At 72.3% G+C, this 25,318-nt stretch carries 27 protein-coding genes; 11 read left to right on the forward strand and 16 right to left on the reverse strand.

The window, feature by feature from the left end; genetic code table 11:
- Positions 1-191 precede the first annotated feature (191 nt).
- Positions 192-1,052 carry a glycosyltransferase family 2 protein gene (locus tag AB0J55_RS31935; protein WP_364256796.1) on the forward strand — a complete coding sequence of 287 codons (861 nt, stop codon included), beginning with the start codon at positions 192-194 and terminating at the stop codon, positions 1,050-1,052.
- On the opposite strand, the gene AB0J55_RS31940 is transcribed toward AB0J55_RS31935, so the two are convergent.
- Positions 1,049-1,501 carry a hypothetical protein gene (locus AB0J55_RS31940; RefSeq protein ID WP_364256798.1) on the reverse strand — a complete coding sequence of 151 codons (453 nt, stop codon included), beginning with the start codon at positions 1,499-1,501 and terminating at the stop codon, positions 1,049-1,051. The two genes, AB0J55_RS31935 and AB0J55_RS31940, sit on opposite strands and share 4 nt — an antisense overlap.
- 141 nt (positions 1,502-1,642) lie before the next feature.
- Here AB0J55_RS31940 and AB0J55_RS31945 point away from each other — a divergent pair, with 141 nt between their 5' ends.
- Positions 1,643-2,731 carry an NDP-sugar synthase gene (locus AB0J55_RS31945; protein WP_364256801.1) on the forward strand — a complete coding sequence of 363 codons (1,089 nt, stop codon included), beginning with the start codon at positions 1,643-1,645 and terminating at the stop codon, positions 2,729-2,731.
- 3 nt (positions 2,732-2,734) lie between these two features.
- Entirely contained in the window at positions 2,735-3,631 is an 897-nt protein-coding gene (locus AB0J55_RS31950; RefSeq protein WP_364256804.1) for a DNA-3-methyladenine glycosylase 2 family protein, read from the forward strand.
- A 181-nt stretch (positions 3,632-3,812) separates the two neighbouring features.
- Here AB0J55_RS31950 and AB0J55_RS31955 read toward each other — a convergent pair whose 3' ends face one another.
- The 7 genes from AB0J55_RS31955 to AB0J55_RS31985 are packed head-to-tail and all read right to left on the reverse strand — an operon-like array spanning position 3,813 to position 8,579.
- Positions 3,813-4,106 carry a hypothetical protein gene (locus AB0J55_RS31955; RefSeq protein ID WP_364256807.1) on the reverse strand — a complete coding sequence of 98 codons (294 nt, stop codon included), beginning with the start codon at positions 4,104-4,106 and terminating at the stop codon, positions 3,813-3,815.
- The gene (locus AB0J55_RS31960) at positions 4,106-4,471 is read right to left on the reverse strand and encodes a GntR family transcriptional regulator (RefSeq protein ID WP_364256810.1); all 366 of its coding nucleotides are present in this window, start codon (positions 4,469-4,471) and stop codon (positions 4,106-4,108) included. Before AB0J55_RS31960 ends, AB0J55_RS31955 begins: the two co-directional genes overlap by 1 nt.
- Entirely contained in the window at positions 4,468-4,884 is a 417-nt protein-coding gene (locus tag AB0J55_RS31965) for a hypothetical protein (protein WP_364256813.1), read from the reverse strand. The genes AB0J55_RS31960 and AB0J55_RS31965 overlap by 4 nt, the downstream gene beginning before the upstream one ends.
- A 27-nt stretch (positions 4,885-4,911) precedes the next feature.
- Positions 4,912-5,457, reverse strand: coding sequence for an NUDIX hydrolase (locus AB0J55_RS31970; RefSeq protein ID WP_364256816.1), 546 nt, complete (start codon positions 5,455-5,457; stop codon positions 4,912-4,914).
- Entirely contained in the window at positions 5,454-6,848 is a 1,395-nt protein-coding gene (locus tag AB0J55_RS31975) for a coenzyme F420-0:L-glutamate ligase (RefSeq protein WP_364256819.1), read from the reverse strand. The genes AB0J55_RS31970 and AB0J55_RS31975 overlap by 4 nt, the downstream gene beginning before the upstream one ends.
- Positions 6,784-7,773 (reverse strand): 2-phospho-L-lactate transferase, encoded by a 990-nt coding sequence (cofD, locus tag AB0J55_RS31980; protein WP_364256822.1) that lies wholly within the window; start codon positions 7,771-7,773, stop codon positions 6,784-6,786. The genes AB0J55_RS31975 and cofD overlap by 65 nt, the downstream gene beginning before the upstream one ends.
- Positions 7,770-8,579 carry a GNAT family N-acetyltransferase gene (locus AB0J55_RS31985; RefSeq protein WP_364256825.1) on the reverse strand — a complete coding sequence of 270 codons (810 nt, stop codon included), beginning with the start codon at positions 8,577-8,579 and terminating at the stop codon, positions 7,770-7,772. The genes cofD and AB0J55_RS31985 overlap by 4 nt, the downstream gene beginning before the upstream one ends.
- Positions 8,580-8,632: 53 nt before the next feature.
- Between AB0J55_RS31985 and AB0J55_RS31990 the strand changes: the two genes are divergently transcribed.
- From AB0J55_RS31990 to AB0J55_RS32005, 4 genes are all read left to right on the forward strand, one after another.
- On the forward strand, positions 8,633-8,812 hold the full coding sequence (locus AB0J55_RS31990) for a hypothetical protein (RefSeq protein WP_364257086.1): 180 nt from the start codon (positions 8,633-8,635) through the stop codon (positions 8,810-8,812).
- 109 nt (positions 8,813-8,921) lie between these two features.
- Positions 8,922-9,242, forward strand: a complete 321-nt coding sequence (fdxA, locus tag AB0J55_RS31995; RefSeq protein WP_003083029.1) for a ferredoxin — start codon at positions 8,922-8,924, stop codon at positions 9,240-9,242.
- Complete coding sequence (dapC, locus tag AB0J55_RS32000; protein ID WP_364256828.1) at positions 9,239-10,333, forward strand: succinyldiaminopimelate transaminase; 1,095 nt, start codon at positions 9,239-9,241, stop codon at positions 10,331-10,333. The genes fdxA and dapC overlap by 4 nt, the downstream gene beginning before the upstream one ends.
- A gap of 41 nt (positions 10,334-10,374) precedes the next feature.
- Positions 10,375-10,686 carry an antibiotic biosynthesis monooxygenase gene (locus AB0J55_RS32005; RefSeq protein ID WP_364256831.1) on the forward strand — a complete coding sequence of 104 codons (312 nt, stop codon included), beginning with the start codon at positions 10,375-10,377 and terminating at the stop codon, positions 10,684-10,686.
- On the opposite strand, the gene AB0J55_RS32010 is transcribed toward AB0J55_RS32005, so the two are convergent.
- Complete coding sequence (locus tag AB0J55_RS32010; protein ID WP_364256834.1) at positions 10,680-11,324, reverse strand: TetR/AcrR family transcriptional regulator; 645 nt, start codon at positions 11,322-11,324, stop codon at positions 10,680-10,682. The two genes, AB0J55_RS32005 and AB0J55_RS32010, sit on opposite strands and share 7 nt — an antisense overlap.
- A 44-nt stretch (positions 11,325-11,368) precedes the next feature.
- Here AB0J55_RS32010 and AB0J55_RS32015 point away from each other — a divergent pair, with 44 nt between their 5' ends.
- The gene (locus AB0J55_RS32015; RefSeq protein WP_364256837.1) at positions 11,369-12,775 is read left to right on the forward strand and encodes an FAD-dependent monooxygenase; all 1,407 of its coding nucleotides are present in this window, start codon (positions 11,369-11,371) and stop codon (positions 12,773-12,775) included.
- 213 nt (positions 12,776-12,988) lie between these two features.
- Here the strand turns inward: AB0J55_RS32015 and AB0J55_RS32020 are convergent, their stop codons facing one another.
- Genes AB0J55_RS32020 through AB0J55_RS32030 form a run of 3 tightly spaced genes read right to left on the reverse strand, consistent with a single transcriptional unit; the run spans position 12,989 to position 15,369 of the window.
- Complete coding sequence (locus AB0J55_RS32020) at positions 12,989-13,918, reverse strand: CHAD domain-containing protein (protein ID WP_364256840.1); 930 nt, start codon at positions 13,916-13,918, stop codon at positions 12,989-12,991.
- A 28-nt stretch (positions 13,919-13,946) separates the two neighbouring features.
- The gene (gene dapD / locus AB0J55_RS32025) at positions 13,947-14,930 is read right to left on the reverse strand and encodes a 2,3,4,5-tetrahydropyridine-2,6-dicarboxylate N-succinyltransferase (RefSeq protein ID WP_364256843.1); all 984 of its coding nucleotides are present in this window, start codon (positions 14,928-14,930) and stop codon (positions 13,947-13,949) included.
- Between the two features lie 28 nt (positions 14,931-14,958).
- Complete coding sequence (locus AB0J55_RS32030; protein ID WP_364257071.1) at positions 14,959-15,369, reverse strand: hypothetical protein; 411 nt, start codon at positions 15,367-15,369, stop codon at positions 14,959-14,961.
- A 44-nt stretch (positions 15,370-15,413) separates the two neighbouring features.
- Between AB0J55_RS32030 and dapE the strand changes: the two genes are divergently transcribed.
- The 3 genes from dapE (at position 15,414) to AB0J55_RS32045 (ending at position 18,533) form a co-directional block, all read left to right on the forward strand.
- Positions 15,414-16,484 carry a succinyl-diaminopimelate desuccinylase gene (gene dapE, locus AB0J55_RS32035; protein ID WP_364256846.1) on the forward strand — a complete coding sequence of 357 codons (1,071 nt, stop codon included), beginning with the start codon at positions 15,414-15,416 and terminating at the stop codon, positions 16,482-16,484.
- A 126-nt stretch (positions 16,485-16,610) separates the two neighbouring features.
- A complete protein-coding gene (locus tag AB0J55_RS32040) occupies positions 16,611-17,408 on the forward strand; it encodes a DUF3152 domain-containing protein (protein ID WP_364256849.1) in 798 nt (265 codons plus the stop codon).
- Between the two features lie 21 nt (positions 17,409-17,429).
- Positions 17,430-18,533: an NADAR family protein gene (locus AB0J55_RS32045; RefSeq protein ID WP_364256851.1), complete on the forward strand. Its 1,104-nt coding sequence runs from the start codon at positions 17,430-17,432 to the stop codon at positions 18,531-18,533.
- Between the two features lie 43 nt (positions 18,534-18,576).
- Here the strand turns inward: AB0J55_RS32045 and AB0J55_RS32050 are convergent, their stop codons facing one another.
- From AB0J55_RS32050 to AB0J55_RS32065, 4 genes are all read right to left on the reverse strand, one after another.
- On the reverse strand, positions 18,577-19,620 hold the full coding sequence (locus AB0J55_RS32050; RefSeq protein WP_364256853.1) for a chitinase: 1,044 nt from the start codon (positions 19,618-19,620) through the stop codon (positions 18,577-18,579).
- 137 nt (positions 19,621-19,757) lie between these two features.
- Positions 19,758-21,362 (reverse strand): M28 family metallopeptidase, encoded by a 1,605-nt coding sequence (locus AB0J55_RS32055; RefSeq protein WP_364256856.1) that lies wholly within the window; start codon positions 21,360-21,362, stop codon positions 19,758-19,760.
- A gap of 85 nt (positions 21,363-21,447) precedes the next feature.
- Positions 21,448-23,712 carry a M4 family metallopeptidase gene (locus AB0J55_RS32060; RefSeq protein ID WP_364256859.1) on the reverse strand — a complete coding sequence of 755 codons (2,265 nt, stop codon included), beginning with the start codon at positions 23,710-23,712 and terminating at the stop codon, positions 21,448-21,450.
- 309 nt (positions 23,713-24,021) lie between these two features.
- Positions 24,022-25,287, reverse strand: a complete 1,266-nt coding sequence (locus AB0J55_RS32065) for a helix-turn-helix transcriptional regulator (protein WP_364256862.1) — start codon at positions 25,285-25,287, stop codon at positions 24,022-24,024.
- Positions 25,288-25,318 lie beyond the last annotated feature (31 nt).

The raw sequence follows: 25,318 nt of genomic DNA on the forward strand, positions 1-25,318 counted from the left end.
ATCGAAGGGTCGACACGCGTGATTGGAGGGTCGACACGCGTGATTGGAGGGTCGACACGGTGGCGACCGGCCCGCGGGGTGTGTCGACCTCGCAATCACGCGTGTCGGCTTCCTGATCACGCGAGTCGACCGTTCCGTCACGGGCTGCGGGGTGGCGGGGTTGCCCTGCGTGACGAGTGGACAATGGCCGGGTGACTGAGCATTCCCGCTATGGCGACGATGTCGGCGTCGTGACCGTGACCTACTTCTCCGAGGACACCATCGAGCGGTTCCTCGACACCCTCGAGAAGGCCACCGAGCGCGAGGTGAAGGTGGTCGTCGCGGACAACGCGTCCGTTGAAGGGGCCCTCGAGCGGGTTGTCGCCGGCCGGAAGAACGTGCAGCTGCTCACCATCGGGGAGAACGTCGGCTACGGGACCGCCGCCAACCGGGGCGTGGCCGAGCTCGACGACTCCTTCGGCTGGGTCGTCGTCGTCAACCCGGACCTCGAATGGGAGCCCGGGTCGCTCGACGCGCTGCTGGAGGTCACCAAGCGGTGGCCGCGCGGGGGTGCCTTCGGGCCGCTCATCCACGATCTCGACGGCACCGTCTACCCCTCGGCGCGGCTGCTGCCGTCCTTCGGGCGCGGGATCGGGCACGCCGTCTTCGCGAAGGTCTGGCCCGGCAACCCCTGGACCAGGCAGTACCGGCAGGAGACCGGCGCCCCGGCCGAGCGCGTCTCGGGCTGGCTGTCCGGCTCGTGCCAGCTGTTCCGCCGGGAAGCCTTCGACTCCGTCGGCGGCTTCGACACGCGCTACTTCATGTACTTCGAGGACGTCGACCTCGGCGACCGGCTCGCCAAGGCGGGCTGGCTGAACATCTACGCGCCGTCCTCGCGGGTGACGCACGAAGGCGGGCACTCGACGTCGCAGGCGTCGAAGAAGATGCTGGCCGCGCACCACGCCAGCGCCTACCGCTACCTCGCCGACCGCCACCAGGGGCTCGCCTGGAAGCCGGTGCTGGCCGCCGTGAAGCTCGGCCTCGCGCTGCGGCTGAAGCTGGAAACCCGCTAGATCCCGTCGAGCCGGCGCGAAAGGTCGGACTTGCCGATGTTCTGCGTCACCGTCGGCACCAGGCCGGTGTCCTCCGGATCGGGCTCCTTCAGCGGGCTCGTGATCTGCTCGGCCTGGGGCCGGCGGGACAGCGGGGCCGGCATCGGCGTGGTCGGCGACGGCGTGCTCAGCGGCGTCGTCTGCTGCGGCCGCCGTCCGGCCTGGACCTCCATCCGCCGGGTCGGCGAAGAGCCGGCCAGCGGGTGGTCGTTCTCCTCGATCAGCGACGCCGGCAGCTGCGTGGTCGTGTCGGGGTCGCGGCTGCGGTCGAGCCCGTCGATCTGCGCGCGCGGGATCTGCTGGGTGTTCGACGAGTCCATCGGTGACGTCGCGCTGTCGGGTGTCACGACGAACACACCGCGCGCCTGGGCTCGTGCGAGCAGGGCGTCCGCCCGATCGCGGGGGTCCATCCCCTCGGCCTCCCGACTGACCCGGGGCCCTCTGGGGAAAGGCCCGCCTGTTTCCTGTCTAGGGTAGGCCCTCCGGGCGACCTCCGTCAGGGTTTCCCGCGGCTTGTCGCTCAGCGGTGCGTGATAAAAGAGGAGATTTCCGTGACGTCCGAGGTCCGAACCGACGCTGTCGACGCCGTCGTGCTGGTCGGGGGCAAAGGCACGCGCCTCCGGCCGTTGACCCTGTCGGCGCCGAAGCCGATGCTGCCCACGGCCGGGACGCCCTATTTGAGCCACCTGTTCTCCCGCATCCGCGAGGCCGGGATCCGGCACGTCGTGCTGGGCACGAGCTACCGGGCGGAGGTGTTCGAGGAGTACTTCGGCGACGGCAAGTCGATCGGTCTCGAGCTCGAGTACGTGGTCGAGGAGGAGCCGCTCGACACCGCGGGCGCGATCCGGAACGTCTACGACAAGCTGCGCGCGGAGCAGGTGATCGTCTTCAACGGCGACATCCTCTCCGGCGCGGACCTCGGCGAGCAGCTGCGCGTCCACCGCGAATCCGGGGCCGACGTCACCCTGCACCTGCAGCGCGTGCCGGACCCGAGCCGGTTCGGGTCGGTGCCGACCGACGAGACCGGCCGCGTCCAGGCGTTCCTCGAGAAGACGCCGAACCCGCCGACCGACCAGATCAACGCCGGCTGCTACGTCTTCCGCCGCCCGGTGATCGAGGCCATTCCGGCCGGGCGCCGCGTGTCGGTGGAGCGCGAGACGTTCCCGCAGCTGCTGGAGCAGGGCGCGCACATCCAGGGGTTCGTCGACGCCTCCTACTGGCTGGACGTCGGCACGCCGGAGGCGTTCGTGCGCGGCTCGGCCGACCTCGTGCGCGGCCTGGCGCCGACGTCGGCGCTGCCCGGCCGTCCCGGTGACTTCCTGGTGCTCGACGGCGCGTCGGTGGCGGAGGACGCCCAGCTGTCCGGCGGTTCGACGATCGGCGTCGCCGCCGTGGTCGGCTCGGGCGCGAAGATCGACGGCTCGGTCCTGTTCGACGGCGCGGCCGTCTCCGAGGGCGCGGTGGTCGAGCGCTCGGTGCTGGGCCACGGTGCCCGCGTCGGGGCCGGCGCGGTGCTGCGCGGGGTGGTGCTGGGCGACGGCGTGTCCGTCGGGGCGGGCTGCGAGCTGCTGGAAGGCGCCCGGGTCTGGCCGGACGTCGTCCTGCCCGACGGTTCCGTCCGCTTCTCGAGCGACGCTTAGCCGATGTTCTGGCGTCCCGCGTTCGAAGTCGACCTGGACCGGGTCCTGCGTCCGCTGAAGCGCGGGCGCGGGTCGCTCAACATCTTCACCGACGAGCGTGGCATCACCTGGCTGGCGACGAACACCGTGGACGGCCAGGGAACGCTGGCGCTGCGCCGCCACACGGACGGCCGCATCGAGGCGGCGGCCTGGGGCGACGCGAAGGACCGCCTGCTCAGCGGCGTGCCGGCCCTGCTCGGCGCGGACGACGACGACTCGGGCTTCGTCGCGCACCACGACGTCGTGGCGCGGGCGCGCCGGGCGGTCCCGGGCCTGCGGCTCGGCGCGACGGGGACGGTGTGGGACTGGCTGGTGCTGGCGGTGCTGGAGCAGAAGGTGGCGGGCAAGGAGGCGATCCGCTCGTGGGCCGAGCTGTGCCGCCGCTTCGGGTCCCCCGCGCCGGGCCCGGCCCCCGCACGGCTGCGCGTGCCGCCGACGCCGACGCAGATCCGGGCGCTGCCGGACTGGCACTGGCACCGGGCGGGCGTCGACATCAAGCGCCGGACGGCCCTGTTCAACGCGGCGGGCATGGCCCACCACCTGGAGCACGCGGTTTCGCTCGGCGGGCTCGCGGGCCGGCATTGGCTGCGCCAGGTGCCGGGGATCGGGGTGTGGACGGCGGCGGAGATCGCGCAGCGCGCGTGGGGCGACCCGGACGCGGTGAGCTTCGGCGACTACAACATCCCGTCGATGGTGGGGAACGCGGTGCTGGGCCGCAAAATCGACGACGCCGGGATGGCGGAGGTGCTGGCACCGTATGCGCCGCAGCGGCAGCGGGCGGTGCGGTACCTGGAGGCGGCCGGCCACCGGCGGCCGCGGTTCGGGCCGCGGATCGAACTGCGGGACTACCGCGCGATGTGAGGGCGGCTACACGGCTGGCAGGTGCGCGGGGCCGGGGGATCGAGCCGCGCCTGGCTTGGCGGCCGTGCGGCTCACGTGGCCGGGAGAGCCGCACGCTGCGGCAGCCCCGCCTACCGGGAGCCCGGCCCTGCACCGCGCAGGCCGCCGGAGTACTGCGCGCCGGCCGAAGGGGACCTTTCCCTTACTGCTGCGGGGGATAGCCGCCCGGCGGGGGCGGGTACGGCGGCTGGCCCGGGTACGGCGGCTGCTGGCCGGGGTAGCCCTGCTGCCCCGGATACCCCTGCTGCGGCGGGTACCCCGGCGGCTGCTGCCCCGGAAACCCTTGCTGCGGCGGATATCCCGGCTGCTGGTACCCCGGGTACGGCGGCGGGTACGGCGGCGGCTTCGGCTTGTTCGCATTCACCACGGCCAGCACCACGGCGACGATCCCGCCGATGACCACCAGCAGGATCAGCAGCGTCAGGACGCTGAGCATCAGCCGTTCCCCTCGTCGAGTGCCGCGCGGACGATCGACAGCGCCTCCGCGTCGTCGAGGCCGAGCCTACGGGTGGTCTTCGCGTACTCCGCCGCCGCCTGCTGGGCTCGGCGGCGGGTCTGGTCGCCCGCCGCCGCCACGAAGCTGCCTGCGCGGCCGCGGGTCTCGATCAGGCCCGCCTCCTCCAGCTCGCGGTACGCCCTCGCCACCGTGTTCGGGGCGATGCCCAGGTCGGCCGCGAGCTGCCGGACCGTGGGCAGCTTCGTGCCCACGGCCAGGCTCCGGTCGTTGATCCGCGTCGCGAGCCCCGACCGGACCTGCTCGTACGGCGGGACCGGCGAACCGCTGTCGAAGGGGACGATCACCAGCTCTGCGGACCCGCTCCCGGCCCCGGCAACTGCTGTTGCGGGAACGACGGCCCCTGCGGCGCGTACTGCTGCGGCGCCGGCGGGTAACCCGGCTGCTGCTGCGGGAACCCCTGCGACGGCGGCGCGAACCCCGGTGGCGGGGACCCCGGCGGCGGCGCGAACCCAGGCTGCGCATAACCCTGCGGCGGTGGCGCGAAGCCCTGCTGCGGCGGGAAGTTCGGGTTCGGCGGGAACTGCCTGCCCCGCTTCATCGCCTCTTCGCGGCGCATCTTCGACACCCGGACGATCACCGCGATGACGAACACGATGATGCCCAGGACGATCAGCCCGAGCACGATGTACCCGAACACGCCGGTGTCGCCGCCACCGCCGGAGTGGTAGTGCACCCGCTCCGGGAACTGTGTAGCCATGTGGTCCCTCCCTGTCCGCGGACCAGGTTATCGCCCGGCACCGACAGGAACTGCTGCTTTCACCAGATCGGCGAGATCCTCCGACCCCGCCGGGAGCGCGTTCACCGGCCACCACCGCAGGTCATCGGACTCGTCGCTGCGCACCGGCGACGCGCCCGGTGGAGCGTGAACCGCGAACCGGACGTCGAAGTGGCGCGTCGGCACGCCCAGCGAGCAGGTGATCGGGTGGACGTCCAGGTGCACCGGCTCGGGCGAGAGCCGCAGCCCGGACATCCCCGACTCCTCGGTCGCCTCCCGCAGCGCCGCGCCGGCCAGCGACGCGTCCGACGGCTCGCAGTGGCCGCCGAGCTGCAGCCAGCGGCCGACCCGCGGGTGCAGCGTCAGCAGCACCCGCGTGCCGGTGTGGTCCAGCACCACCGCCGACGCCGTCAGGTGCCCGGCCTCGCAAGAGCGCTGACAAGCGTCCTCGCGCGCGGCCAGGAACCCGAGGAACGCCTGCCGCAGCGACTCCTGGGACGCGACAGCAGGCCGCCACGACGAAAGCGTCGCGACGGCGTCCGCGTGCAGGCTCACAGCTCCAGCAGCCCTTCCCCGGCCAGCGCCGGGCCCCGCGGCTCCGGCTCGGTGAGCGGGACGCCGATGGCCACCGAGCCCAGCGGCTGCCAGCGCTCGTCGAGGCCCAGGACGTCACGGACGACGTCCGCGGCGAAGATCGTCGACCCGATCCAGCACGACCCCAGGCCCTCGGCCGCCAGTGCGACCAGCAGGCCCTGCACCGCCGCCCCGCCGGCCACGGTGAACATGGTCTTCTCGCAGTCGTTGCGGCGGTCGTCGCGGTAGGTGTGCGCGCCGTCCGGCACCAGGAACGGGATGACGATTTCGGGCGCCCGGTACAGGATGTCGCCGCGGCTGAGCCGCTTCGCGATCTGCTCGTAGGTGAACTCGTCGGACTCGAGGTCGGCCTGCCACGACTCGCGCATCGCGTCGAGCAGCTTCTTCCGGACGCCGGAGTCGCGCAGCCAGACGAACCGCACCGGGTGCGTGTGGTGCGGCGCGGGGGCGGTCAGCGCGGAGCCCACCGCCCGGCGGATCGAGGTGGGGGAGACCGGCTCGTCCGCGAACTGCCGCACCGAACGGCGCGCCGGGACGGCTTCCCGGCGGCCCTGCGCGACGGCTTCGTTGGCGCCCAGCCGGAACAGGTCCTCTTCCAGCGGGCGGATCAGGTCCCGCGCGGTCGAGCCGTCGTCCTCGATGCGGATCCCGCGGACGACCGCGACCGGCGTCCCGCCCAGCTTGCCCTTGACCAGGTCGGCGGCCGCGGCGAGCTCGTCGGCGACGGCGACCTCGGTGACCGCCAGCTCGTTGCCCTGCCCGTCGACCGCCCCGCGGTAGGCGTGCAGCACGCGCAGCCCGGAGGAGCCGATGGCGGCGTCGGTCTGCCCGACCCGCCAGGCGCGGCCCATGGTGTCGGTGACGACGACGGCGACCTCGACGCCGAGCCGTTCCCGCAGCCCGTTGCGCAGCGCCAGCGCCGAGGCGTCCGGGTCGGCGGGCAGCAGCGCGACCTCGTCACCGGCCACATTGGACGCGTCGATGCCGGACGCGGCCTGCACGATCCCCAGGTGGTTCTGGGTGATCACGGTGCGGGCGATCCGCGCGACGATCCGCACGGCCTCCTGCTCGACGAGCTTCCGGCGTTCGGCGTCGCGGGCCTCGGGGTCCGACGGCACGCGCACGAGCCTGCCCTCGGCCTTGGAGACGATCTTGCTGGTCACGACCAGGACGTCGCCGGAACGCAGCCAGGGCGCGGCGGCCGCGATCGCGCCGGTCAGGTCGTCGCCCGGGCGGAACTCCGGCAGCCCGGTGACGGGCAGGATCTCCAGCTTGGGGGAAGCGTGGTCACTCAACGGGGGCTCCAGCCAGTTCGAGGGCGGCGCGGGCCATCGCCGCGGTCGCGTCCACATCGGACATCAGCAGCGGGACGTCGCGGACGGTCACGCCCGGCACGTCGGCGGTCTCACCCTCGGCGATCAGCCAGCCGTCCAGCACGCCGCCGTCCTGGCGCGAGCCGTAGTGCCGGCCGACGGCCTCCGCCGACGTCTCGACGCCGATCGCGGTCAGGCACGCGTCGGCCATCCCGCGCAGCGCCTTGCCACCGATGATCGGCGACACCCCGACCACGCCGGCGGACGTCTTGCGCAGGGCGTCCCGGACGCCCGGCACGCCCAGCACGGTGCCCACCGACACGACCGGGTTCGACGGCGCGAACAGCACGGCGTCGGCCTCCTTGATCGCGTCCAGCACACCCGGCGCCGGCTTGGCCTCCTCGGCCCCGACCGCGACGATCGAGTGGGCCTTCGGCTCGGCGCGGTAGCGCACCCACCACTCCTGGAAGTGGATCGCCTTCTGCTGGCCGTCCTGCTCCGGGTCGTCGATCACGACGTGCGTCTCGACGCGGTCGTCGGACATCGGCAGCAGCCGGACACCGGGCTGCCAGCGGTCGCACAGGGCCTCGGTCACCGCCGAGAGCGGGTAGCCCGCGCGCAGCATCCGCGACCGGATCAGGTGGGTGGCGATGTCCTTGTCGCCGAGCCCGAACCAGTCCGGGTCGGCGCCGTAGGCCGCCAGCTCCTCCTTGACCACCCAGGTCTCGCCCGCGTGCCCCCAGCCGCGTTCGGAGTCGATCCCGCCACCGAGGGTGTACATGCAGGTGTCCAGGTCAGGACAGATCCGGAGGCCGTGCATCCAGACGTCGTCGCCGGTGTTGACCAGCGCCGTCACCTCGTGCTCCGACTCGGAGGCACCCTCGGGTGCCATGCCCAGCGCTGCCTTGACACCCAGCAGGAAGCGGGCCCCGCCCACTCCGCCGACCACTACCACGATCTTCACGACGTCGAATCCTTGCACGAGCCGGGTGCGGGCACCCAGTACCGGTATCTGTGGTGCGGGGCGTAGCCGAGCCCCGCGTAGAGCGCGAGCGCGCCCGAATTCCCCTCCGCGACCTGCAACACCGCGTGGGGCGTCCCGTGTTCCACGCCCCACGTCTGCACGGCGCCCATCAGCGCCGACGCCAGCCCGCGGCGGCGGAAGCCCGGGGCGACTTCGAGGCGGCCGACGTGCAGCCAGTCGTCGACCAGCGCGCCGCGGACGACCCCGGCGACGCCGTCGTCGACCGTTGCCACCCCGTAGCCGACCTTCCCGCCGGCCAGGACCTGCCGCGCGGCCGGGGAGTCCTCACCCGGGCGCAGGGTGAGCTCCCACCAGCCGGGCGGCGGTTCGTCGTGGACGGCGAAGCGCGGGGCGGTGACATCCGGGCCTTCGGCCCGAGCCGGGGGCTCCGCCACCCGGAACCCCCGCAAGCGTGCGGCCGTGGTCAGCGGGGCGGTGAAGACGGCGACCTCGTGGCCGGCGCCGTGGTGGGTCGCCGGCACCCAGCCCGTGGCCGCGATCGCGCGCTCGTTCGGGCTGTCGCGGACGACCTGGACCATAGGGGCGATCCCCCTATCGTGGGCGAAGTCACACACCGCGCGCAGGGCGTCGCCGATCGGGCGACCGGCGTCGCCGACCGCAAGTGCGCTGTTCGCGCGGCCGGTGAACCCGTCCGCCCAGCGCAGGGACCACTCACCTAGGGGTTCCTCGACCAGTGGCGGCCATGCTCTGCTGCAGGTGGTTTCGAGCCTTTCGGGGGCGTTCACCGCTAGATTGTGACGGAGGCGGTGAAAGTCGCGGGAGCGGATTTCTTCTGGAGGTGGCGGTGGGCATCCAGCGCAAGGACGAGCGGCACAACGAGAAGCTCGTCGACGAGATCTCCGAAGGGTTCAACCGGGCCGTGGGGGAGCAGAAGAGCGAGGACGAGGCCCCCAAGCCCCGCTTCGTCATCACCGGTGACGCCCGGGCCACCCCGCCCTCGCGCCGCCGGGACCGGTGAGCCCCATACCCGGGGTATGGCTAAGGCTTGCCTCACCGACCGAACGGGTGCCGACGCCGCGTAATGTCGGCACGGACTGGCTGTTTGCAGAGAAAAGCAGGAGTGCGCAGTGACCTACGTGATCGCCGAGCCCTGCGTCGACGTGCTCGACAAGGCGTGTATCGACGAGTGCCCCGTGGACTGCATCTACGAGGGCGAGCGGATGCTGTACATCCACCCCGACGAGTGCGTCGACTGCGGCGCCTGCGAGCCGGTCTGCCCGGTCGAGGCGATCTACTACGAGGACGACGTCCCGGACAACTGGTCGGACTACACCAAGGCCAACGTCGACTTCTTCGACGAGCTGGGCTCGCCCGGCGGGGCGTCCAAGGTGGGCAAGACCGCGCACGACCCGGCCTTCATCAAGGCGCTGCCCCCGCAGGGCGAATGAGCCCGGTCGCGCTGCCCGACTTCCCCTGGGATTCGCTCGCCGAGGTCAAGGCCACGGCGCAGGCGCATCCCGGCGGGGTCGTCGACCTCTCCATCGGCACGCCGGTCGACCCGGTCCCGGACCGCATCCGCGAGGCGCTCGCGTCGGTCTCGGAAATCCCGGGCTACCCGACCACGCACGGCATCCCGGCCCTCCGGGAAGCCGCGCGCGGTGCGCTTTCGCGACGGCACGGCGTCGACGGCATCGAGCCGGACGCCGTCCTGCCGACGATCGGGTCCAAAGAGGCCGTGGCCTGGCTGCCGCGGCTGCTCGGCTTCGGCCCCGGTGACGTCGTCGTCATCCCGGAACTGGCGTACCCGACGTACGAGGTCGGGGCGCTGCTGGCGGGCGCGTCGATCCTGCGGACCGACGGCCTGACCGCGCTCGGCCCGCAGAAGCCGGCGATGATCTGGCTGAACTCGCCGTCCAACCCGACCGGCAAGGTGCTGCCCGTCGAGCACCTGCGCAAGGTCGTCGAGTGGGCGCGCGAGCGGGACGTCGTCGTGGTCTCCGACGAGTGCTACCTGGCGCTCGGCTGGGAGACCGACCCCCTGTCGGTGCTGCACCCGGACGTCTGCGACGGCCGGACCGACGGGCTGATCGCGGTGCACTCGCTGTCGAAGTCGGCGAACCTGGCCAGCTACCGCGCCGGGTTCCTGACCGGCGACCCCCGGCTGATCAAGCGGCTGCTCGACGTCCGCAAGCACGCGGGCATGATCGTGCCGCGCCCGGTCCAGGAGGCGATGGTCGCCGCACTGGCCGACGACGAGGCCCTGGAAGTCCAGCGCGAGCGCTACGCCCGCCGCCGGCTCGTGCTGCGGAAGGCGCTGCAGGACAACAGCTTCCGCATCGACCACTCCGAAGCCGGGCTCTACCTCTGGGCCACCCGCGACGAAACTGCCACCGCGACGGTCCAGTGGCTGGCCGAGCGCGGGATCCTGGTCGCGCCCGGGACGTTCTACGGCCCGAAGGGCGGCAAGCACGTCCGCGTCGCGCTGACCGCGACGGACGAGCGCGTGGACGCCGCTGTGGAGCGGCTGACCGCGGGCTGAGCCGTCCGGAACTGTCGGTGGCCCCGGCTACGGTGTCGACCATGACCATGACGATCGAACTGGCGCGCTTCAAGGTCGACGAAAGCGCCGTCACGCAGCTGGTGGCGGAGCGCCCGGCGATGGTCGAGGCGATGCGCCGCCGGTTCCCCGGCTGTCTCGCCGCCTACCTGACCAGGGAAGAAGACGGCGGCTGGCTCGACATCGTGCTGTGGCGCAGCCGGGCCGACGCCGAGGAGTCGGCCCGGCTGATCACCACGGTGCCGGAGTGCGCCGCCTGGTTCCGGCACATCGCCGAATCCTCGGGACTGCGGCACGTCGAAGTCGTGGACTCCTGGCCGGAGCCCGGTCAGTAGTCCCGGCCGGTCAGGCCCCGGTAGACGAACCGGGTGAGCATGTCGACCGCCTCTTCGTCCGACGGCGGCGTCCAGCCCGTCGGCACGCCGTGCAGCCAGCTCGCCGCGAAGGCGTCCACGAGGTTGTAGATGAGCATGCCGCAGCGGTCCGGGGTCGCCGGCAGCCGCAGGCCGGCGCGGGTGATGTGGGCGAGGTGGTCGTCGAGGTCGGCGGCCTGCGACGCACCGAACTGGGCCAGCGTCCGGGCGAAGGACTCGCTGACCATCGCCGCCTGGCGCAGCGCCAGCATGGTCGCGGCGTTGTCCCGGTAGAAGTCCCAGTACTGCTTGACGTGCCAGCGCACGGCGCCCGGATCGCTGAAGTCGGCCAGGTGGTCCTCGCTGTCGGCGCTCTCGTCGCCTGAGGCCGCGATGTCGGCCAGCAGCGCCTCGAGCAGCTCTTCCTTGCCCGCGAAGTGGTTGTAGAACGACCCCGCGGCGCGGCCCGCCTCGGCGGTGATGTCCGTGATCTTCGTGTTCAGGTAGCCCTTCCGGGCGAAGACGCGCTTGGCCGCGGCCTTGAGCGCGCTCTCCGTCTCCGCGGCCTTCTCCCTGCGGTTCACCGCCACCTCCTTGACAGGGGACGCTAGCAGCGCCATTCTGAATCCAGATTCACTGAATCACAATTCACTGGGAGGACGGCATGGACACACGGGTGCTGATCGCGGGAGCGGGGCCGACCGGGCTGACGCTGGCCATCGAGCTGGCGCGGCGGGACGTCCCCGTGCGGATCGTCGACAAGGCGTCGGAGTACTTCGTCGGCTCGCGCGGCGACGGGATGCAGCCGCGCACGCTGGAGGTGTTCGAGGATCTGGGCGTGCTCGACGCGGTGCTGGCCGCGGGCATGGCCCCGGTCCCGATGAAGATCCACCTCGGCGGCGAGGTGGTCGGCGAGCGGGTGATGTTCGACCCGGTCGAGCCGACGCCGACGACGCCGTACCCGACCGGCTGGTTCCTCGGCCAGTCGCAGACCGAGGGCATCCTGCGCGACCGGCTGGCCGAGTTCGGCGTGCACGTCGAGCTGAACACCGCGCTGACCGGCTTCGAGCAGGACGGCGACGGCGTCACGGCGACCCTGAGCACGGGGGAGACGGTGCGTGCGGAGCACCTGGTCGGCGCGGACGGCGGCAAGAGCTTCGTGCGCAAGACGCTGGGCATCGCGTTCGAGGGCACGACCGACGAGTCGATCCGGATGCTGCTCGGCGACGTCGTGGCCGAGGGCATCGACCGCAACTACGGCCACTGGTTCGCGACGCCGGACGAGCCGATGAACGGCATGATGTTCAGCCCGCTGCCGGGGACGCCGCACTTCCAGTTCGGTGCCTCGCTCGGTGACGGCGAGACCGACGTCGAAACGGCGTTGCCCGCGGTCCAGGCCCGGCTCGACGTGCTCAGCGGCGGCACGGTCAAGCTGTCCGGCCTGGCGTGGTCGACGGTGTGGCGGCCGAACGTCCGCCTGGCGGCCCGCTTCCGCGACGGCCGCGTGTTCCTGGCCGGCGACGCGGCGCACGTCCACCCGCCGACGGGCGGGCAGGGCCTGAACACCGGGATCCAGGACGGCTACAACCTGGGCTGGAAGCTCGCGGACGGTGCACCGGAGCTGCTGGACAGCTACGAGATCGAGCGGCGCACGGTCGCGGCGAGGGTCCTGGGGGTGACGGCCGGGCTGCTGCAGAAGTACGTCGACGGCGACGAGGACGCCCACCGGCGCGGGGAGGACACCCAGCAGCTGGACATCAGTTACCGAGGCGGGCCGCTGTCGCCGGAGGGGACCGGGCAGCTGCGGCCGGGGGACCGGGCGCCGGACGCGCCGCTGGTGGACGCGAACGGCAAGCGGGTGCGGCTGTTCGAGCTGTTCCGCGGCCCGCACGCGACGGAGCTGCTGTTCGGGGCGGGGGCGACTTCGGGCTACCGGATCCTGCCGGCGGGCAGCGTGGCGACGGGGACGGACCTGGTCGATGAGGGCGGCCACGCGTACGCGGCTTACGAGGCTGAAGGCGGCCGCCGGGTGCTGATCCGCCCGGACGGCTACGTGTGGTCGATGTCGTGAGTGGTAAGGCGAGTTAGAACGCGCTTTTCCACTCACGACCGGGGGAGGGGCCGCGCGGTGGGCGGGGTCGGGCTGAGGGGCGGATGGGCATCCGGGGCACGGAAGGCGGGGGCGGAGTTGCGTGTGTGGCGGGGGCGGGAGCGGGGCGAGTGGGGGCGGGGGCGAGTGGGTGGGGCGCGGGCGGAGCGGCCGCGAGTGGTGGCCGTGCCTGGCTCAGGCGTGGAGGGCCTTGGCGGCCGCGTCCACCGCCTTCCAGGACTTCCGCCAGGTCGCCCGGGCCTCCGCGCGGCGGGCCAGCTCGCGCTCGGCTATCCGGCCCGCGACGAACCCGACCGGGCCGTCCGCCGAGTCCAGGACCGACCGCATCCGCTCGGCCGCGATCACCGCGTCCTGGTGGTCGCCCAGCACCGTCTGGAAGTGCTTCGTCGCCTTCAGCAGCGCCTTGATCCGCGCCGCCTGCTTCTTCTTCGCCGATGTCTGGGCCAGCTCGGCCGCGTAGCGCAGCTTCTTGCCGTGGATGCGCAGCGCGTGCAGGTCGTCGTCCGGTGGGTCGGCCGGCAGGGCGCCGACCGCCTTCGCGAGCTTGCGGTGCGGCTTCGCGAGGCCGGTCACCAGGTTGTGCGGGGCCTCCTCGGGGACCTCCTCGGCCCGCGTCAGCAGGCTCACCTCGCGCAGCAGCGCCGAATACCGCGCACTGGACAGCGCGCGGGTCAGGCGCCGCTTCGCCGCGGCGCGCTCGGTGACGAACTTCGAGACCAGGCGGCGGCCCGCCGCCTGGTCCCGGACCTCGAAGTCGGCGATGACCTCGCGCAGGTGCCCGATCAGCACGTCGTAGTCCCGCACCTCGCCGAGGGACTGGCCGAGCCAGCCCAGCTCCGCGCGCACCGGCTCGGCGCCGTCGCCGACCAGCGAGCCGGACAGCTTCAGCACGCTGCGCATCCGCCGCAGGGCCACGCGCATCTGGTGCAGGTCCTCCGGATCCGCCCCCGAGCGCGTGCCGGGTTCGTGCGCGAGCAGGGCGCGGATCTCCCGGTCGAGCTTGGCGCGGACGTGGTGGACCGCCGGATCGGCCGGGCGCACCTCGACCGGGAGCTCCGGCAGGCCCAGCTCGACCGGCGTGCGAGGCAACGATTCGGTGGTCACACCGTGAATACTAGGTGAACAACCAGCCTCAGTCGTTGGCGTGCAGGGCCGCGTTCAGCTCGACGCCGGCACCGGTCCGCGGCACGACCTCGACCGCGCCCGTGCCCGAGTTGCGCCGGAAGACCGCGCCCGAGATGCCGTTGAGCTCGCGGGCCTTGACGACCTTGCCCTCGACGACGACCTTCGTGCCCGCCGTGACGTACAGCCCCGCCTCGACGACCGAGTCGTCGCCGAGCGAGATCCCGACGCCGCCGTTCGCGCCGATCAGGCAGCGCTCGCCGAGGGAGATCGTCTCCTTGCCGCCGCCCGAGAGCGTGCCCATGATCGACGCGCCGCCGCCGACGTCCGAGCCGTCGCCCACGACCACGCCGGCCGAGATCCGGCCCTCGACCATCGACGCGCCGAGCGTGCCGGCGTTGAAGTTGACGAAGCCCTCGTGCATCACGGTCGTGCCGGACGCCAGGTGCGCGCCGAGCCGGACGCGGTCGGCGTCACCGATCCGGACGCCGGACGGCATCACGTAGTCGACCATGCGCGGGAACTTGTCGACGCTGTAGACGGTCACCGGGCCGCGCGCCCGCAGCCGCAGCCGGGTCGTCTCGAAGCCTTCGACCGGGCACGGGCCGTGGTTGGTCCACACGACGTTGGCCAGCAGGCCGAACATGCCGTCGAGGTTCTGGCCGTGCGGGCGGACCAGGCGGTGCGAGAGCAGGTGCAGCCGCAGGTACATGTCGTGGGTGTCCGCGGGCGCGTCGGCCAGCCGGGCGATCGTGGTGCGCACGGCGACGACCTCGACCCCGCGGTCGGTGTCCGGGCCGAGCAGGGCCGCGGCGGCCTCGCCGAGCAGCTCCTTGGCCTCGTCCGCGCTCAGCCGCTCCGTGCCGGCGGTGCCACCGTCGATCAGCTTCGGGTGCGGGTACCAGGTGTCGAGGACCGTCCCGTCGGTGGTGACGGTGGCCAGCCCGACGCCGCTGGCGCCGGTCGTTTCGGGGTTCGGGCTCTGCTCGCTCACGGCCTTCACCGTAGTGGAGTGACGCGGATCAACCACTCGTGGGCCGCGCGTCTACCTGCTTCTTCAGGCCCGCGAGGGCACCGGCGATGTCGACGAGCGCCTGCGAGCACGGACCGCCCGCGGCCGGCACGGTCGTGCAGCCCGCGCTGCGGAACGACCCGACCGCCTGCTCCAGCTTGGCGGCCTCGGCGACCAGCTGCGGGTCGCGGTCGTCGGCGCGCTTGCGGGCCGCGCCGGGCACGTTCGCGACCTCCGTGACGTACTTCTCACAGCCCTTCGGCAGCTGCGTGCGCGGGCTGGCGTAGCACTGGTCCGCGGACAGCGCGTCCAGCTTCGTCGGGAGCGCGTCCGGGCCGGGCTCGCCCGCCTGCGGCTTCGGCGCCGGGCCGGCCTCGTTCCCGCAGGCCGACAGGACCAGGACCAGCACCGCGCCACCCACAGTGACTCCGAACCTACGCACACCCCCACGGTAGCGTGCGGAGCATGAGCCTCGACCTGCACGCCGACCCCGTGGACCTGACCGCAGCGCTGGTGGACACCTTCAGCGTGTCCGGCGCCGAGGCCGAGATCGCGACGGCGGTGCAGGAAGCGCTGCAGGCGCAGGCCCCGCACCTCGAGGTCGTCCGCAACGGTGACGCCGTCCTCGCGCGGACGAACCTCGGCCGCGGGTCGCGGGTCGTGCTCGCCGGGCACCTGGACACCGTGCCGGAGAACGGCAACCTGCCTTCGCGCCGCGAAGGCACCGGTGACGAGGAGTTCCTGCACGGCCTCGGCACGGTCGACATGAAGGGCGGCGACGCGGTCTTCCTGCACTTGGCGGCGACGCTGCCTTCGCCGAAGCACGACGTGACGTTCATCTTCTACGACAACGAAGAGGTCGAGGCGGTCAAGAACGGCCTCGGCCGGATCGAGCGGGAGCTGCCGGAGTGGCTGGCGGGCGACCTGGCGATCGTCGGCGAGCCGTCGAACGGCGTGATCGAGGCCGGCTGCCAGGGCACCATGCGCGTCGAGCTGCGGCTGCCGGGAAAGCGGGCGCACACCGCGCGGGCGTGGATGGGCGAGAACGCGATCCACGCGCTCGCCGAGCCGCTGCGGCGGCTGGCGGAGTACACGCCGCGGATCGTCGACATCGACGGGCTGACCTACCGCGAAGGCCTCCAGGCGACGTCGATCAGCGGCGGCGTGGCGGGCAACGTGGTCCCGGACGCGGCGGTGCTGACGGTGAACCACCGCTTCGCCCCGGACCGCGACCCGGCGGCGGCCGAACGTCACCTGCGCGAGGTGTTCGACGGTTTCGCACTGTCCGTTGTGGACCTGTCCCCGGGCGCGCTGCCGGGCCTGTCGGCCCCGGCGGCGGCGGAACTGGTGGCGGCGGCCGGCGGCCGCGCGGCGGCGAAGCTGGGCTGGACGGACGTGGCGCGGTTCGCGGCGCGGGGCATGCCGGCGGTGAACTTCGGCCCGGGCAACCCGACGTTGGCACACACGAAGCAGGAGAACGTCCGGACGGCGGAGATCCGCCAGGTCACCGAGGTGCTGCGCAAGTTCCTGAGCTGAGTCCTGTGGTCGTCGTCACACCCGGGGGTCCTGAACTGCGGTGACGCTCCGCCACCGCAGGTCACCGCAACTTTTCCCGCCCGCGGCCCGTATGTCCTTCTGAAGCCGCGCACCCCGGGAGGACCCATGCCGAAAACCGCGAGACGGGCCGCGGCTGCCGCCGTGCTCGCCCTGGCGGTGGGCGGGTGCGGGGCGGAACGGCAGCCCGTGGCCGCGCCGGCGGCCGGGCCGATCCTCACCGCCATCGGGGACGCCACCGCGGTCCCGCCGCCGCCGGACGAGCGGGCTCCGGTGACGCAGGCCGCGCCCGCCGAGGCGGCGATCAGCTTCCCGCGGACCGGGTCCGGCCAGTGGATGTTCACCCCCGGCAGCGACGAGGTCGCCGGGAAGTCGGGCCGGCTGATGCGGTACCGGATCGCCGTCGAGACCGACATCGACGGCGTCGGGCCCGCCGAGTTCGCCAAGAGCATCCGGGCCATCCTCGGCGACCCGCGCGGCTGGACCGCCGGCGGGCAGTGGCGGCTGCAGCAGGCCGGCCCGGCCGACAGCGCCGACTTCACCATCTACCTGGCCACCCCGGCCAGCCGCGACAAGCTGTGCGGCGGCACGCCGGACAGCTACACCTCCTGCCGCAACGGCAGCAACGTCGTGCTCAACGTCGCCCGCTGGGCCAACGCCGTGCCGAACTACGGCGCCCCGCTGGACGTCTACCGGCAGTACATGGTCACCCACGAAACCGGGCACCGGCTCGGCCAGGGCCACGAACTGTGCCCCGGCCCCGGCAAGCCGGCGCCGGTGATGGAGCAGCAGACGCTGGGGCTGCACGGCTGCGTCCCGAACCCGTGGCCGTTCCCGGACGGTGCCCGCGAATACGCCGGCCCACCGGGCGAGTACAACGACCCGATTCCCGCCGGCGACTCCTGATCTGCCGTTAGGCTCGCCGGCATGCCTGACAGCACTCCGACTTCGCGCGTGGTCGGCGGCGATGTCGTCGAGGGGCGGCAACGTCTCGTCTTCGTCCGCAACAATGGTCATTACGCGCTCGGCCCGCTCGCCGTGTTCGCGGACGGTGCCGTCCGCTGGCGGTACGAATCGACTGATTTCGAGGGTCTCCGCGCCGCGTTCGACGACGGCACGCTGACCCTGAGCCCGCCCGAGGGCGCACCGCTCGTCATCACCGGCACGGCCACGGGAACCGTGCCGGCACTGGAGTCGTGGCTGACCCCGGAGCTGGTGATCGGCGAGCTCGCCGACGAGGTGGACGACCTCAACGACCGGCCGGACTCCTCCGGGCGCTGCCGGAACGCGCTGGCGGTGTATGCCGCGGATCCGACGCCGGCGAACCTCGAGATCGTCCGGGAGGCGTACCACGCCGTGCCCGAGCACCGCCGGATCTTCATGCTCGGCGACATGGACCAGAACGACGTCCCGGTGCGGATCCTGCTCGCCGAGGAGGGCGAGACGATTCCGGCTCGGCGCCCGGACCGGACGCTCACGGTGACCCCGGAGAACCGGAAGTGGGCGCTCGGCTACTTCCGGCGGAGCGAGGCCGGTGTCGCCCGAGACCGGGTACGGCGGGTGGCGGACGGACCGGAGACGACCATTCCGCTGGTCGTGGGCGGGCACGTCTACCCGAGCGGCTGGCCCGATCCGGCGGGCCTGGAGGTCCTGCAGATCGACTACCCGGCGACGGTGGTCCACGGCGGCCGGGAGTACGCGAGCGTCATGCACGCCTACTGGGCGCTGTCCACCGACGACGCCGGTTGGCACGACCGGATCGCCGCCGCCTCCAGCGGCGTCGACGCCCGGCGCCTCGGCGAGGAGGCGCCCCGGCGGGCGGCCTGGCCGGCGGCCCGGCTGGGCGTGATGGCCGCGTTGCTGCGGGACAAGTTCGAGCGTCACCCGGCGATCGCGGCGACGTTGCTGGACACGGGCGACGCCCGCCTGCTCTACGGCGACTGGGCTTCGAAGTACTGGAGCTCCGGCGGCGCCAACTGGCTGGGCCGGCTCCTGGAACTCGTCCGCTCCGAGCTGGCCGCCGACTCGTGAGTGGGAAACAGTGTTCTAACCCTGTTTCCCACTCACGAGCGCGTCAGCGGCCCTGCAGGGACTTGACGTTGTTGCCGAACGTCCAGCCCTTCGAGCCGTCCCAGTTGATCGACCAGTCCATCAGGCCCTTCAAACCCGGAACCGACCGCCACGCCTGGGAAACCAGGCTCGGCGACATGTACCCGCCGCCCGCGCCCGGCTGGGCCGGCAGGCCGGGGACCTGCTTGTCGTAGGGCACGCGGATCGTGGTGCCCTGCACGACGAGGCCGTTGTTCAGGCACTGCGTCTGGACGGTGAAGCCCTGCACGGTCCCGGCCTGGTACGAATCGCCGGCGCAGCCGTACATGGATCCGTTGTAGTACTGCATGTTCAGCCACCACAGGCGGCCGTTGTCCGCGTACTTCTTGATGATCGGCAGGTACGCGCCCCAGATCGAGCCGTAGGTGATGCTGCCGCCGGTCACGTACGCGGTCTCGGGCGCCATCGTGAGCCCGAAGTTCGACGGCATCTGCGCGAGCACGCCGTCGATGATCCGGATCAGGTTCGCCTGCGACGCCGAGAGCGTCTTGATGTTGCCGCTGTTGGTCAGCCCGGTCTCGATGTCGATGTCGATCCCGTCGAAGTTGTACTTCTTCAGGATGGGCACGACCGTGGCGACGAACCGGTCGGCCACCGCCGAGGAGGACAGGTCGATCCCGGCGGCCGCGCCGCCGATGGACAGCAGGATCGTCGCGCCCGCATCCTTGGCGGCGCACATCTCGGCGGGGGTGGACACCTTGACCCCGGCGTCCATCCCGTTCTCCCACAACACCGTCCCGTCGGACCGGATGACCGGGAAGGCGGCGTTGACGACGTTGTACCCGTGCTGGGCCATGCGGCTGTCGGTGATCGGGATCCAGCCCATCCCGGGGTGGACGCCGTTCGCGGCGCCGTCCCAGTTTTCCCAGTATCCCTGGAGGACCTTGCCCGCGGGACGCGATTTCACCGCGCACGTGTCGGCCTGCACCGCCCCCTGGGCGGGGACCGGCACGAACAGCGGGATGGCCAGCGCGGCGGCCAGCAGGGTTCCGAACAAGCGACCGGGCATACCGGCTCCCATCGTCGTTGAAGGGCGAACGCGGCGTGTCCGCCCAACATAAGCGCCGCGGGGAACCGGTGACTACCTACGAACGGGTGGTCTAGACAACTCCGGGGGCGTCCCGCAGGACGCCCCCGAGCAGTGCGTCAGACGGTCAGCGTCCAGGAGGAGAGGTAACCGGTGTCGGCCGGGCCGACGTCCCGCAGCCGCAGCTGCCAGGCGCCGTTCGCGGCCTCCGAGGAGGCGTTGACGGTGTAGGTCGTGTCGAGGTTCGGCGTCGAGTCGCTGCTGGAGTTCTTCAGCCGGTACGCCGTGCCGTCGGGGGCGACCAGGTCGATGACGAGGTCACCGCGGTAGGTGTGGGTGATGTGCACCTCGACCTTCGTGGTGCCGGACGCGTTGCGCGCGCAGCCGGCCACGTTCGCGGTGCTGTTCACCGCGGCACCCGGGTAGTCCGGGATGTCCAGCCGGGCCGGGTTGGTCACCGGACCGCACGTCGAGCTGCCGACGCCGAGGGAGAACGACGCCGTGTGGTCGGCACTCGCGCCGTCCGCGGTCACCGTGACCGGGAAGGTGCCGGTCGGGGTCGAAGCCGACGTCGTGATGGTCAGCGTCGAGCTGCCGCCGGACTGCACGGTGGCCGGGCTGAAGGACGCCGTCGCCCCCGCGGGCAGTCCCGAGGCCGACAGTGAGATCGACTGCGCCGAGCCGGACGTCGTCGCGGTGTTCACGGCCACCTGGAGTGACTGTCCCGGTTGGACGGTGCCGGACGCCGGGTTCAGCGAAACGGAGAAGTCGTTGCCCTGCGCCGGGGCGACAGCCAGCTTCCACAACGCGTACCCGATGGCGTCGGAGTTCTTCTCCAGCGGCGGGTCCGGGATGTTCGCCGTGGTGTCGCAGGCGCGGTGGTAGCAGTTGTCGAACGGCGACCCGGCGGTGCCGCCCCACTTCTGCGCCTGCGCCGAGCTCTTGATGTCGCCGGCGCCGGTGGCCAGGCCGCCGACCGGGATGCCCGCGCTCTTGAAGGACGCGTGGTCGGACCGGCCGTCGCCTTCGCTGTCGCCCTCGGTCTGGATGCCGATGGAGGCGAAGTACTCGTCGAAGATCGCCTTGACCGAAGCGACGTCGTCGTAGACGAAGTAGCCCCAGTTCTTCGAGCCGATCATGTCGAAGTTGAGGTAGGTCTTGATCTTCGTGCGCTCGGTGCTCGGCAGGTTGTTGACGTAGTACTTGGAGCCGACCAGGCCGGACTCTTCGTCGGCCCACCAGCCGAACCGGACGCGCTTGGCCATCGCCGGGTTCGTCCGGGCCAGCGTCAGCGCGACTTCGAGGATCGACGCGCTGCCCGAGCCGTTGTCGTTGATGCCGGGGCCGGCGCTCACGCTGTCGAGGTGCGCGCCGAGCATGATGACCTGGCTCGCGTCACCCTGCGGCCACTCGGCGATCAGGTTCTGCGACTGCCCGAGGCAGCTGGTGCAGGTCTGCCGGGTCGTGGTGTACCCGGCGTTCTTCAGCAGGTTTTCCACATAGGACACCGATGCCGCGTACCCGCCGCCGCGGGCCGAGCGGGTGCCTCCGTTGTTGTTGGCGATGGTCTGCAGCTGGTTGAGGTGGGCCTTGATGTTGGCCAGCGAGATGTCCGGCGCGGCGAGCGCCGCGGCGGGTGCGGCGGTGGCCGCCGGCGCGCTGACGACGCCCAGCACGGCGGCGAGGGCGGTGACCCCGGCGCCGAGTCGTGTCTTCCACTTCATGGCGGTGAATTCCTTCGGTGGGGGTTGGGGACAACGCCCGTGAAGGCCGCACCTGGCGGGTGCGGCCTTCACGGGGTGGGGAGTGCTACACGGTCAACGTCCAGGAGGACAGGTAACCGGTGTCGGCCGGGCCGACGTCTCGGATGCGGAGCTGCCACGCGCCGTTCGCGGCTTCCGAAGAAGCGTTGACGGTGTAGGTGGTGTCGAGGTTCGGGGTGGCGTCGCTGCTGGAGTTCTTCAGCCGGTAGGCGGTGCCGTCCGGCGCGACCAGGTCGATGACCAGGTCACCGCGGTAGGTGTGGGTGATGTGCACCTCGACCTTGGTGGTGCCGGACGCGTTGCGGGCGCAGCCGGAGACGGTGCCGGTGCTGCTGACCGCGCTCGCCGGGTAGTCCGGGATGTCGAGGCGGGTCGAGTTGGTCACCGGGGCGCACGACCCGGTGGTGCCCACGCTCAGCGTGTACGTCGCCGTGTGGTCGGTGCTGGCCCCGTCGGCGGTGATGGTGACCGGGAAGCTGCCGGCCGGGGTCGACGCGGAGGTCGCTATGGTCAGCGTCGAGGAGCCACCGGAGGAGATCGTGGCCGGGTTGAACGTCGCGGTCGCGCCGGCGGGCAGGCCCGAGGCGGACAGCGTGATCGACTGGGCCGCGCCCGAGGTGATCGCGGTGCTGATCGTGGTGGTCGCCGAGGCGCCCGGCTGAACGGAACCCGAAGCCGGGTTCAGCGCGACCGAGAAGTCCGGCCCGCCACCGCTGCACGAGGTGGGCTCACCGGTGGCGGCGGTGACGGAGACGGCGTCCCACGCGGCCTTGGTGGCGTTGTACTCGGTGCAGCTGCCCGGGAAGAGCGCGATCGCGGCTTCGAGGGTCGCCTTGCGGGCGGCCTTGTGGTTCCACGACGAGGTCTTCTTCAGCAGGCCGTTGTAGAAGATCTTGCCGGCCTTCTGGATGCCGACGCCGGTGACGCTGGAGTTGTTGCACGTCGGGCTGGCCGGCTTGCCGCCACCCGGGTTCGAGCCCTCGGCCAGCAGGTAGAACCAGTGGTTCTGCGGGCCGGCCGCCGCGTGCACCTCGGTGCTCGGGATCGACGACGAGTAGCAGTTCGGGTCGCCGACCTTGGACGGCTGGTACATGTAGCGGATCGGGCCCTGGCCGACCAGGTTGACGCCCTCGCCGACCTCGTAGTCCGGGGTGTCCTTGGCGTTGTTGGCGTACGCCTCGGTCAGCGCGCCGAAGATGTCACCGGTCGACTCGTTCATGCCGCCGTTCTCGTTGCCGGAACCGGCACCGCCCGGAGTGAACTGGAAGATGCCGTGCCCGAATTCGTGGCCGACGACGTCCATCGAGGTGGCCTGGCGCTGGTTGTCCTGCGAGTGGCCGAAGTGCGTCGACGAGCCGTTCCAGTACGCGTTGACGTCGGACAGGCCGACCGAAGCCGGGTAGCCGGTGCCGCTGCCGTTGATGCCGTTGCGGCCGAGCCAGTCGGCGAGCATCTTCCACTCGGTCTGGACGCTGTAGAGCACGTCGACGCAGCCGGTCTCGAGGTCCGTGCCGGAGCCGTTGCCCCAGTTGTTGTCCGGTCCACTGTAGACAGAACCGCCCTCGCGGCCGCAGCTGATGCCGGTGCGGCCCGGGTCGCGCATCGTGTACGTGCTGCCGGACTGCGTCGTGTCGATGGAGACGTTCCCGACGTAGTAGCTGTTGCCGGTGCCGGCCACGTTCACCGTGGCGGGCTGGGCCTGCGTGCGAGCGTCCGAGGCGAACGTCTTCACGTCGTCCCGCTTGTCGAGCACCGCGCCGGTCGCCGCGTCGACGAACACGTGCAGGTTGCTCGGCGCCGTGGCGGTGCGCCCGGCGACGACGACCTCGTAGGCCAGCTTCGGGCTCGCCCCGGCCAGCACCACCTTCTCCGGCGTGCTCACACTGTCCACAGTGGGCAGTTGAGCGCGCGCGGTGGCGGCGGCCTTCGCCGCGTCGAGGGGCGCCTGCGTCCCGACGGTGATCGGGGCGGTGGCCGCGGCTTCGGTGCCGCGGACGCGCCCGGCGCCGTCGGCGACGACGACCGCGTCCCCGCCCACGACCCGCAGGCCCTGGTAGGTCCGCTGGTAGGCGCCGTAGAAGAGGCCACCGCCGCCGGCGGTGAGGCCGACGCGCTGGAACGATTCGGCCGGGCCGCGGCGCAGGGCGTCGAGACCGCTGGCGGCCGCCTGGTCGGCGGCGCGGGCGGCCGCCGCTTCCGGGGCGGCGGGCTGTGCTGCGGGCGCTGCGCTCGCCGGGGCCACCGGTAACGCGAGCGTCATGGCGAGCCCGGCGGCAGCCGCCAAGCCCGTGCTGAACCCACGATGGGTCATCGAGGTCTTCCTTCCATGAAGGCAGAATCGAGGTCCGGTAAGGGAAAGGGGAGACGTGTCCGGCGGGCTAACTGCAGGTATGCGTCCGGACGCATCCGAGTAAAGGATCAGCACATCCGCCGCGTCAATGCGCCGAACGGACCAACGGCACGTTCCGGATTATCGAATCAATTCGTACAAACCCCGCCGCAACAGGGGATTCTCGCCGTGTTCCGTCCCGGAACGACTTTCGTAGGGATTGTCCGGGACACCATCCGAACGCCGGACGATCTCGATCACCGGGATTCGTTGGTACGGATCGGAATCGCTTCAGCCGTCTTCCGCGCCCAGCGCGATCAGCCCGTTCCGCAGCACGTCCGCCGCTTCCGTCTGCTTCCCCGTCTCGCCGAGCAGCTCGCTCAACGGCCGCAGCGCGCGCACCAGTAGCCCGCGCGCGCCCAGCCCGGTGGCGAGCTCGACGGCCGCCCGCAGGTCCTCGGCCGCGCGCCGGGCGTCGCCGCGGGCCCTGGCCAGCGACCCCAGCTGCAGGCGCAGCTCCGCGGCCAGCGGCGTGCCCGCCACGACGGCCGGGCGGACCTGGTCGAGCAACGCGGCCGCGGTCTCCAGCCGGCCCGCCGCGAGGTACTCCCCGGCGAGCTCGACGGTGATCGCCGGGACGTCGTCCGGCCACGCCGTCTCCCGGGCCGCGCCGAGGTCGGCCAGCGCGCCCTCGACGTCACCCGCGCGGCCGCGGACCCGGGCCCTGGCCAGCAGGCAGTACGCCATCGCCGGGTGCAGCGCCCGTTCCTGCATCAGGTCGTAGGCCGCCGCGACCGACGCGGCCGCGTCGGCGAACCGGTCCGCCGCCAGGTGACTGCGGCACACTTCGACGTGGCTGCGGGTCAGTTCCGCGAGCACCGCCGGGCCGCCCCGGGTGAGCCGCAGCGCCGAGCCGGCGTACTCGGCCGCCCGCTCCAGGTCGCCCTGGCGCAGGTGCCGCTCGGCCAGGCAGGCCCGCAGCGTCAGCAGGATGGACGGCTGCGGGTAGCCGTCGCGCAGCAGCTCGGCGTGGCAGGTTTCCAGCAGGTGCACCGAATACTGCACCTCGCCCCAGGCGGACAGCACGGCCGCGCGCAGCGGGACGACCATCGCCCGCACCGGCGGCGGCTCATCCGACAGCGCCGTTTCGGCGTCCGCGACGTACTTGGTGCGGACGTCGCCGGTCGAGTACCCGGCCAGCCACAGCAGCGCGATCCCGGCCTGCCGCGGCCGGTCGAGGCGTTCGGCGCGGCGCCGGATCCGCTGCATCCGCGGGGTCGCGCGGCGGGCGTCGCCGGCCAGGAACCGTTCCGCCGTTTCGATCAGTTCGAGGTCCAGCTCGATCAGCTCACGCGGCGACCGGCCGCCGAGCAGCTCGCCCGGGTCGATGCCCAGCTGCTGGGCGAAGAACCGCAGGGCGTCGCCCGACGGCGTCCGGGCGCCGGTCTCGACCGACGACACGTACGCCGCCGAGTACTGCGGCCCGGCGAGCTCGCGCTGCGTGAGGCCGCGTTCGGTGCGCAGCTCACGCAGGCGTTCGCCGACGCTCTCGCTCACACAGCCCGCCTTTCCACCGGTTCAGGGTAGG

Source organism: Amycolatopsis sp. NPDC049688, from assembly GCF_040674975.1.
Classification (GTDB): domain Bacteria; phylum Actinomycetota; class Actinomycetes; order Mycobacteriales; family Pseudonocardiaceae; genus Amycolatopsis.

Bases quoted from the DNA above. Each gene is read 5' to 3' on its own strand.
- AB0J55_RS32005 (WP_364256831.1), top strand. From the start codon at position 10,375: ATGACCATGACGATCGAACTGGCGCGCTTCAAGGTCGACGAAAGCGCC.
- AB0J55_RS31940 (WP_364256798.1), bottom strand. From the start codon at position 1,501: ATGGACCCCCGCGATCGGGCGGACGCCCTGCTCGCACGAGCCCAGGCG.
- AB0J55_RS32045 (WP_364256851.1), top strand. From the start codon at position 17,430: ATGCCTGACAGCACTCCGACTTCGCGCGTGGTCGGCGGCGATGTCGTC.
- dapC (WP_364256828.1), top strand. From the start codon at position 9,239: ATGAGCCCGGTCGCGCTGCCCGACTTCCCCTGGGATTCGCTCGCCGAG.
- AB0J55_RS31965 (WP_364256813.1), bottom strand. From the start codon at position 4,884: ATGGCTACACAGTTCCCGGAGCGGGTGCACTACCACTCCGGCGGTGGC.
- AB0J55_RS32055 (WP_364256856.1), bottom strand. From the start codon at position 21,362: ATGAAGTGGAAGACACGACTCGGCGCCGGGGTCACCGCCCTCGCCGCC.
- AB0J55_RS32040 (WP_364256849.1), top strand. From the start codon at position 16,611: ATGCCGAAAACCGCGAGACGGGCCGCGGCTGCCGCCGTGCTCGCCCTG.
- AB0J55_RS32015 (WP_364256837.1), top strand. From the start codon at position 11,369: ATGGACACACGGGTGCTGATCGCGGGAGCGGGGCCGACCGGGCTGACG.
- AB0J55_RS32060 (WP_364256859.1), bottom strand. From the start codon at position 23,712: ATGACCCATCGTGGGTTCAGCACGGGCTTGGCGGCTGCCGCCGGGCTC.
- AB0J55_RS31975 (WP_364256819.1), bottom strand. From the start codon at position 6,848: ATGTGGACGCGACCGCGGCGATGGCCCGCGCCGCCCTCGAACTGGCTG.
- AB0J55_RS32010 (WP_364256834.1), bottom strand. From the start codon at position 11,324: ATGGCGCTGCTAGCGTCCCCTGTCAAGGAGGTGGCGGTGAACCGCAGG.
- dapE (WP_364256846.1), top strand. From the start codon at position 15,414: ATGAGCCTCGACCTGCACGCCGACCCCGTGGACCTGACCGCAGCGCTG.
- AB0J55_RS31955 (WP_364256807.1), bottom strand. From the start codon at position 4,106: ATGCTCAGCGTCCTGACGCTGCTGATCCTGCTGGTGGTCATCGGCGGG.
- AB0J55_RS31950 (WP_364256804.1), top strand. From the start codon at position 2,735: ATGTTCTGGCGTCCCGCGTTCGAAGTCGACCTGGACCGGGTCCTGCGT.
- AB0J55_RS32050 (WP_364256853.1), bottom strand. From the start codon at position 19,620: ATGCCCGGTCGCTTGTTCGGAACCCTGCTGGCCGCCGCGCTGGCCATC.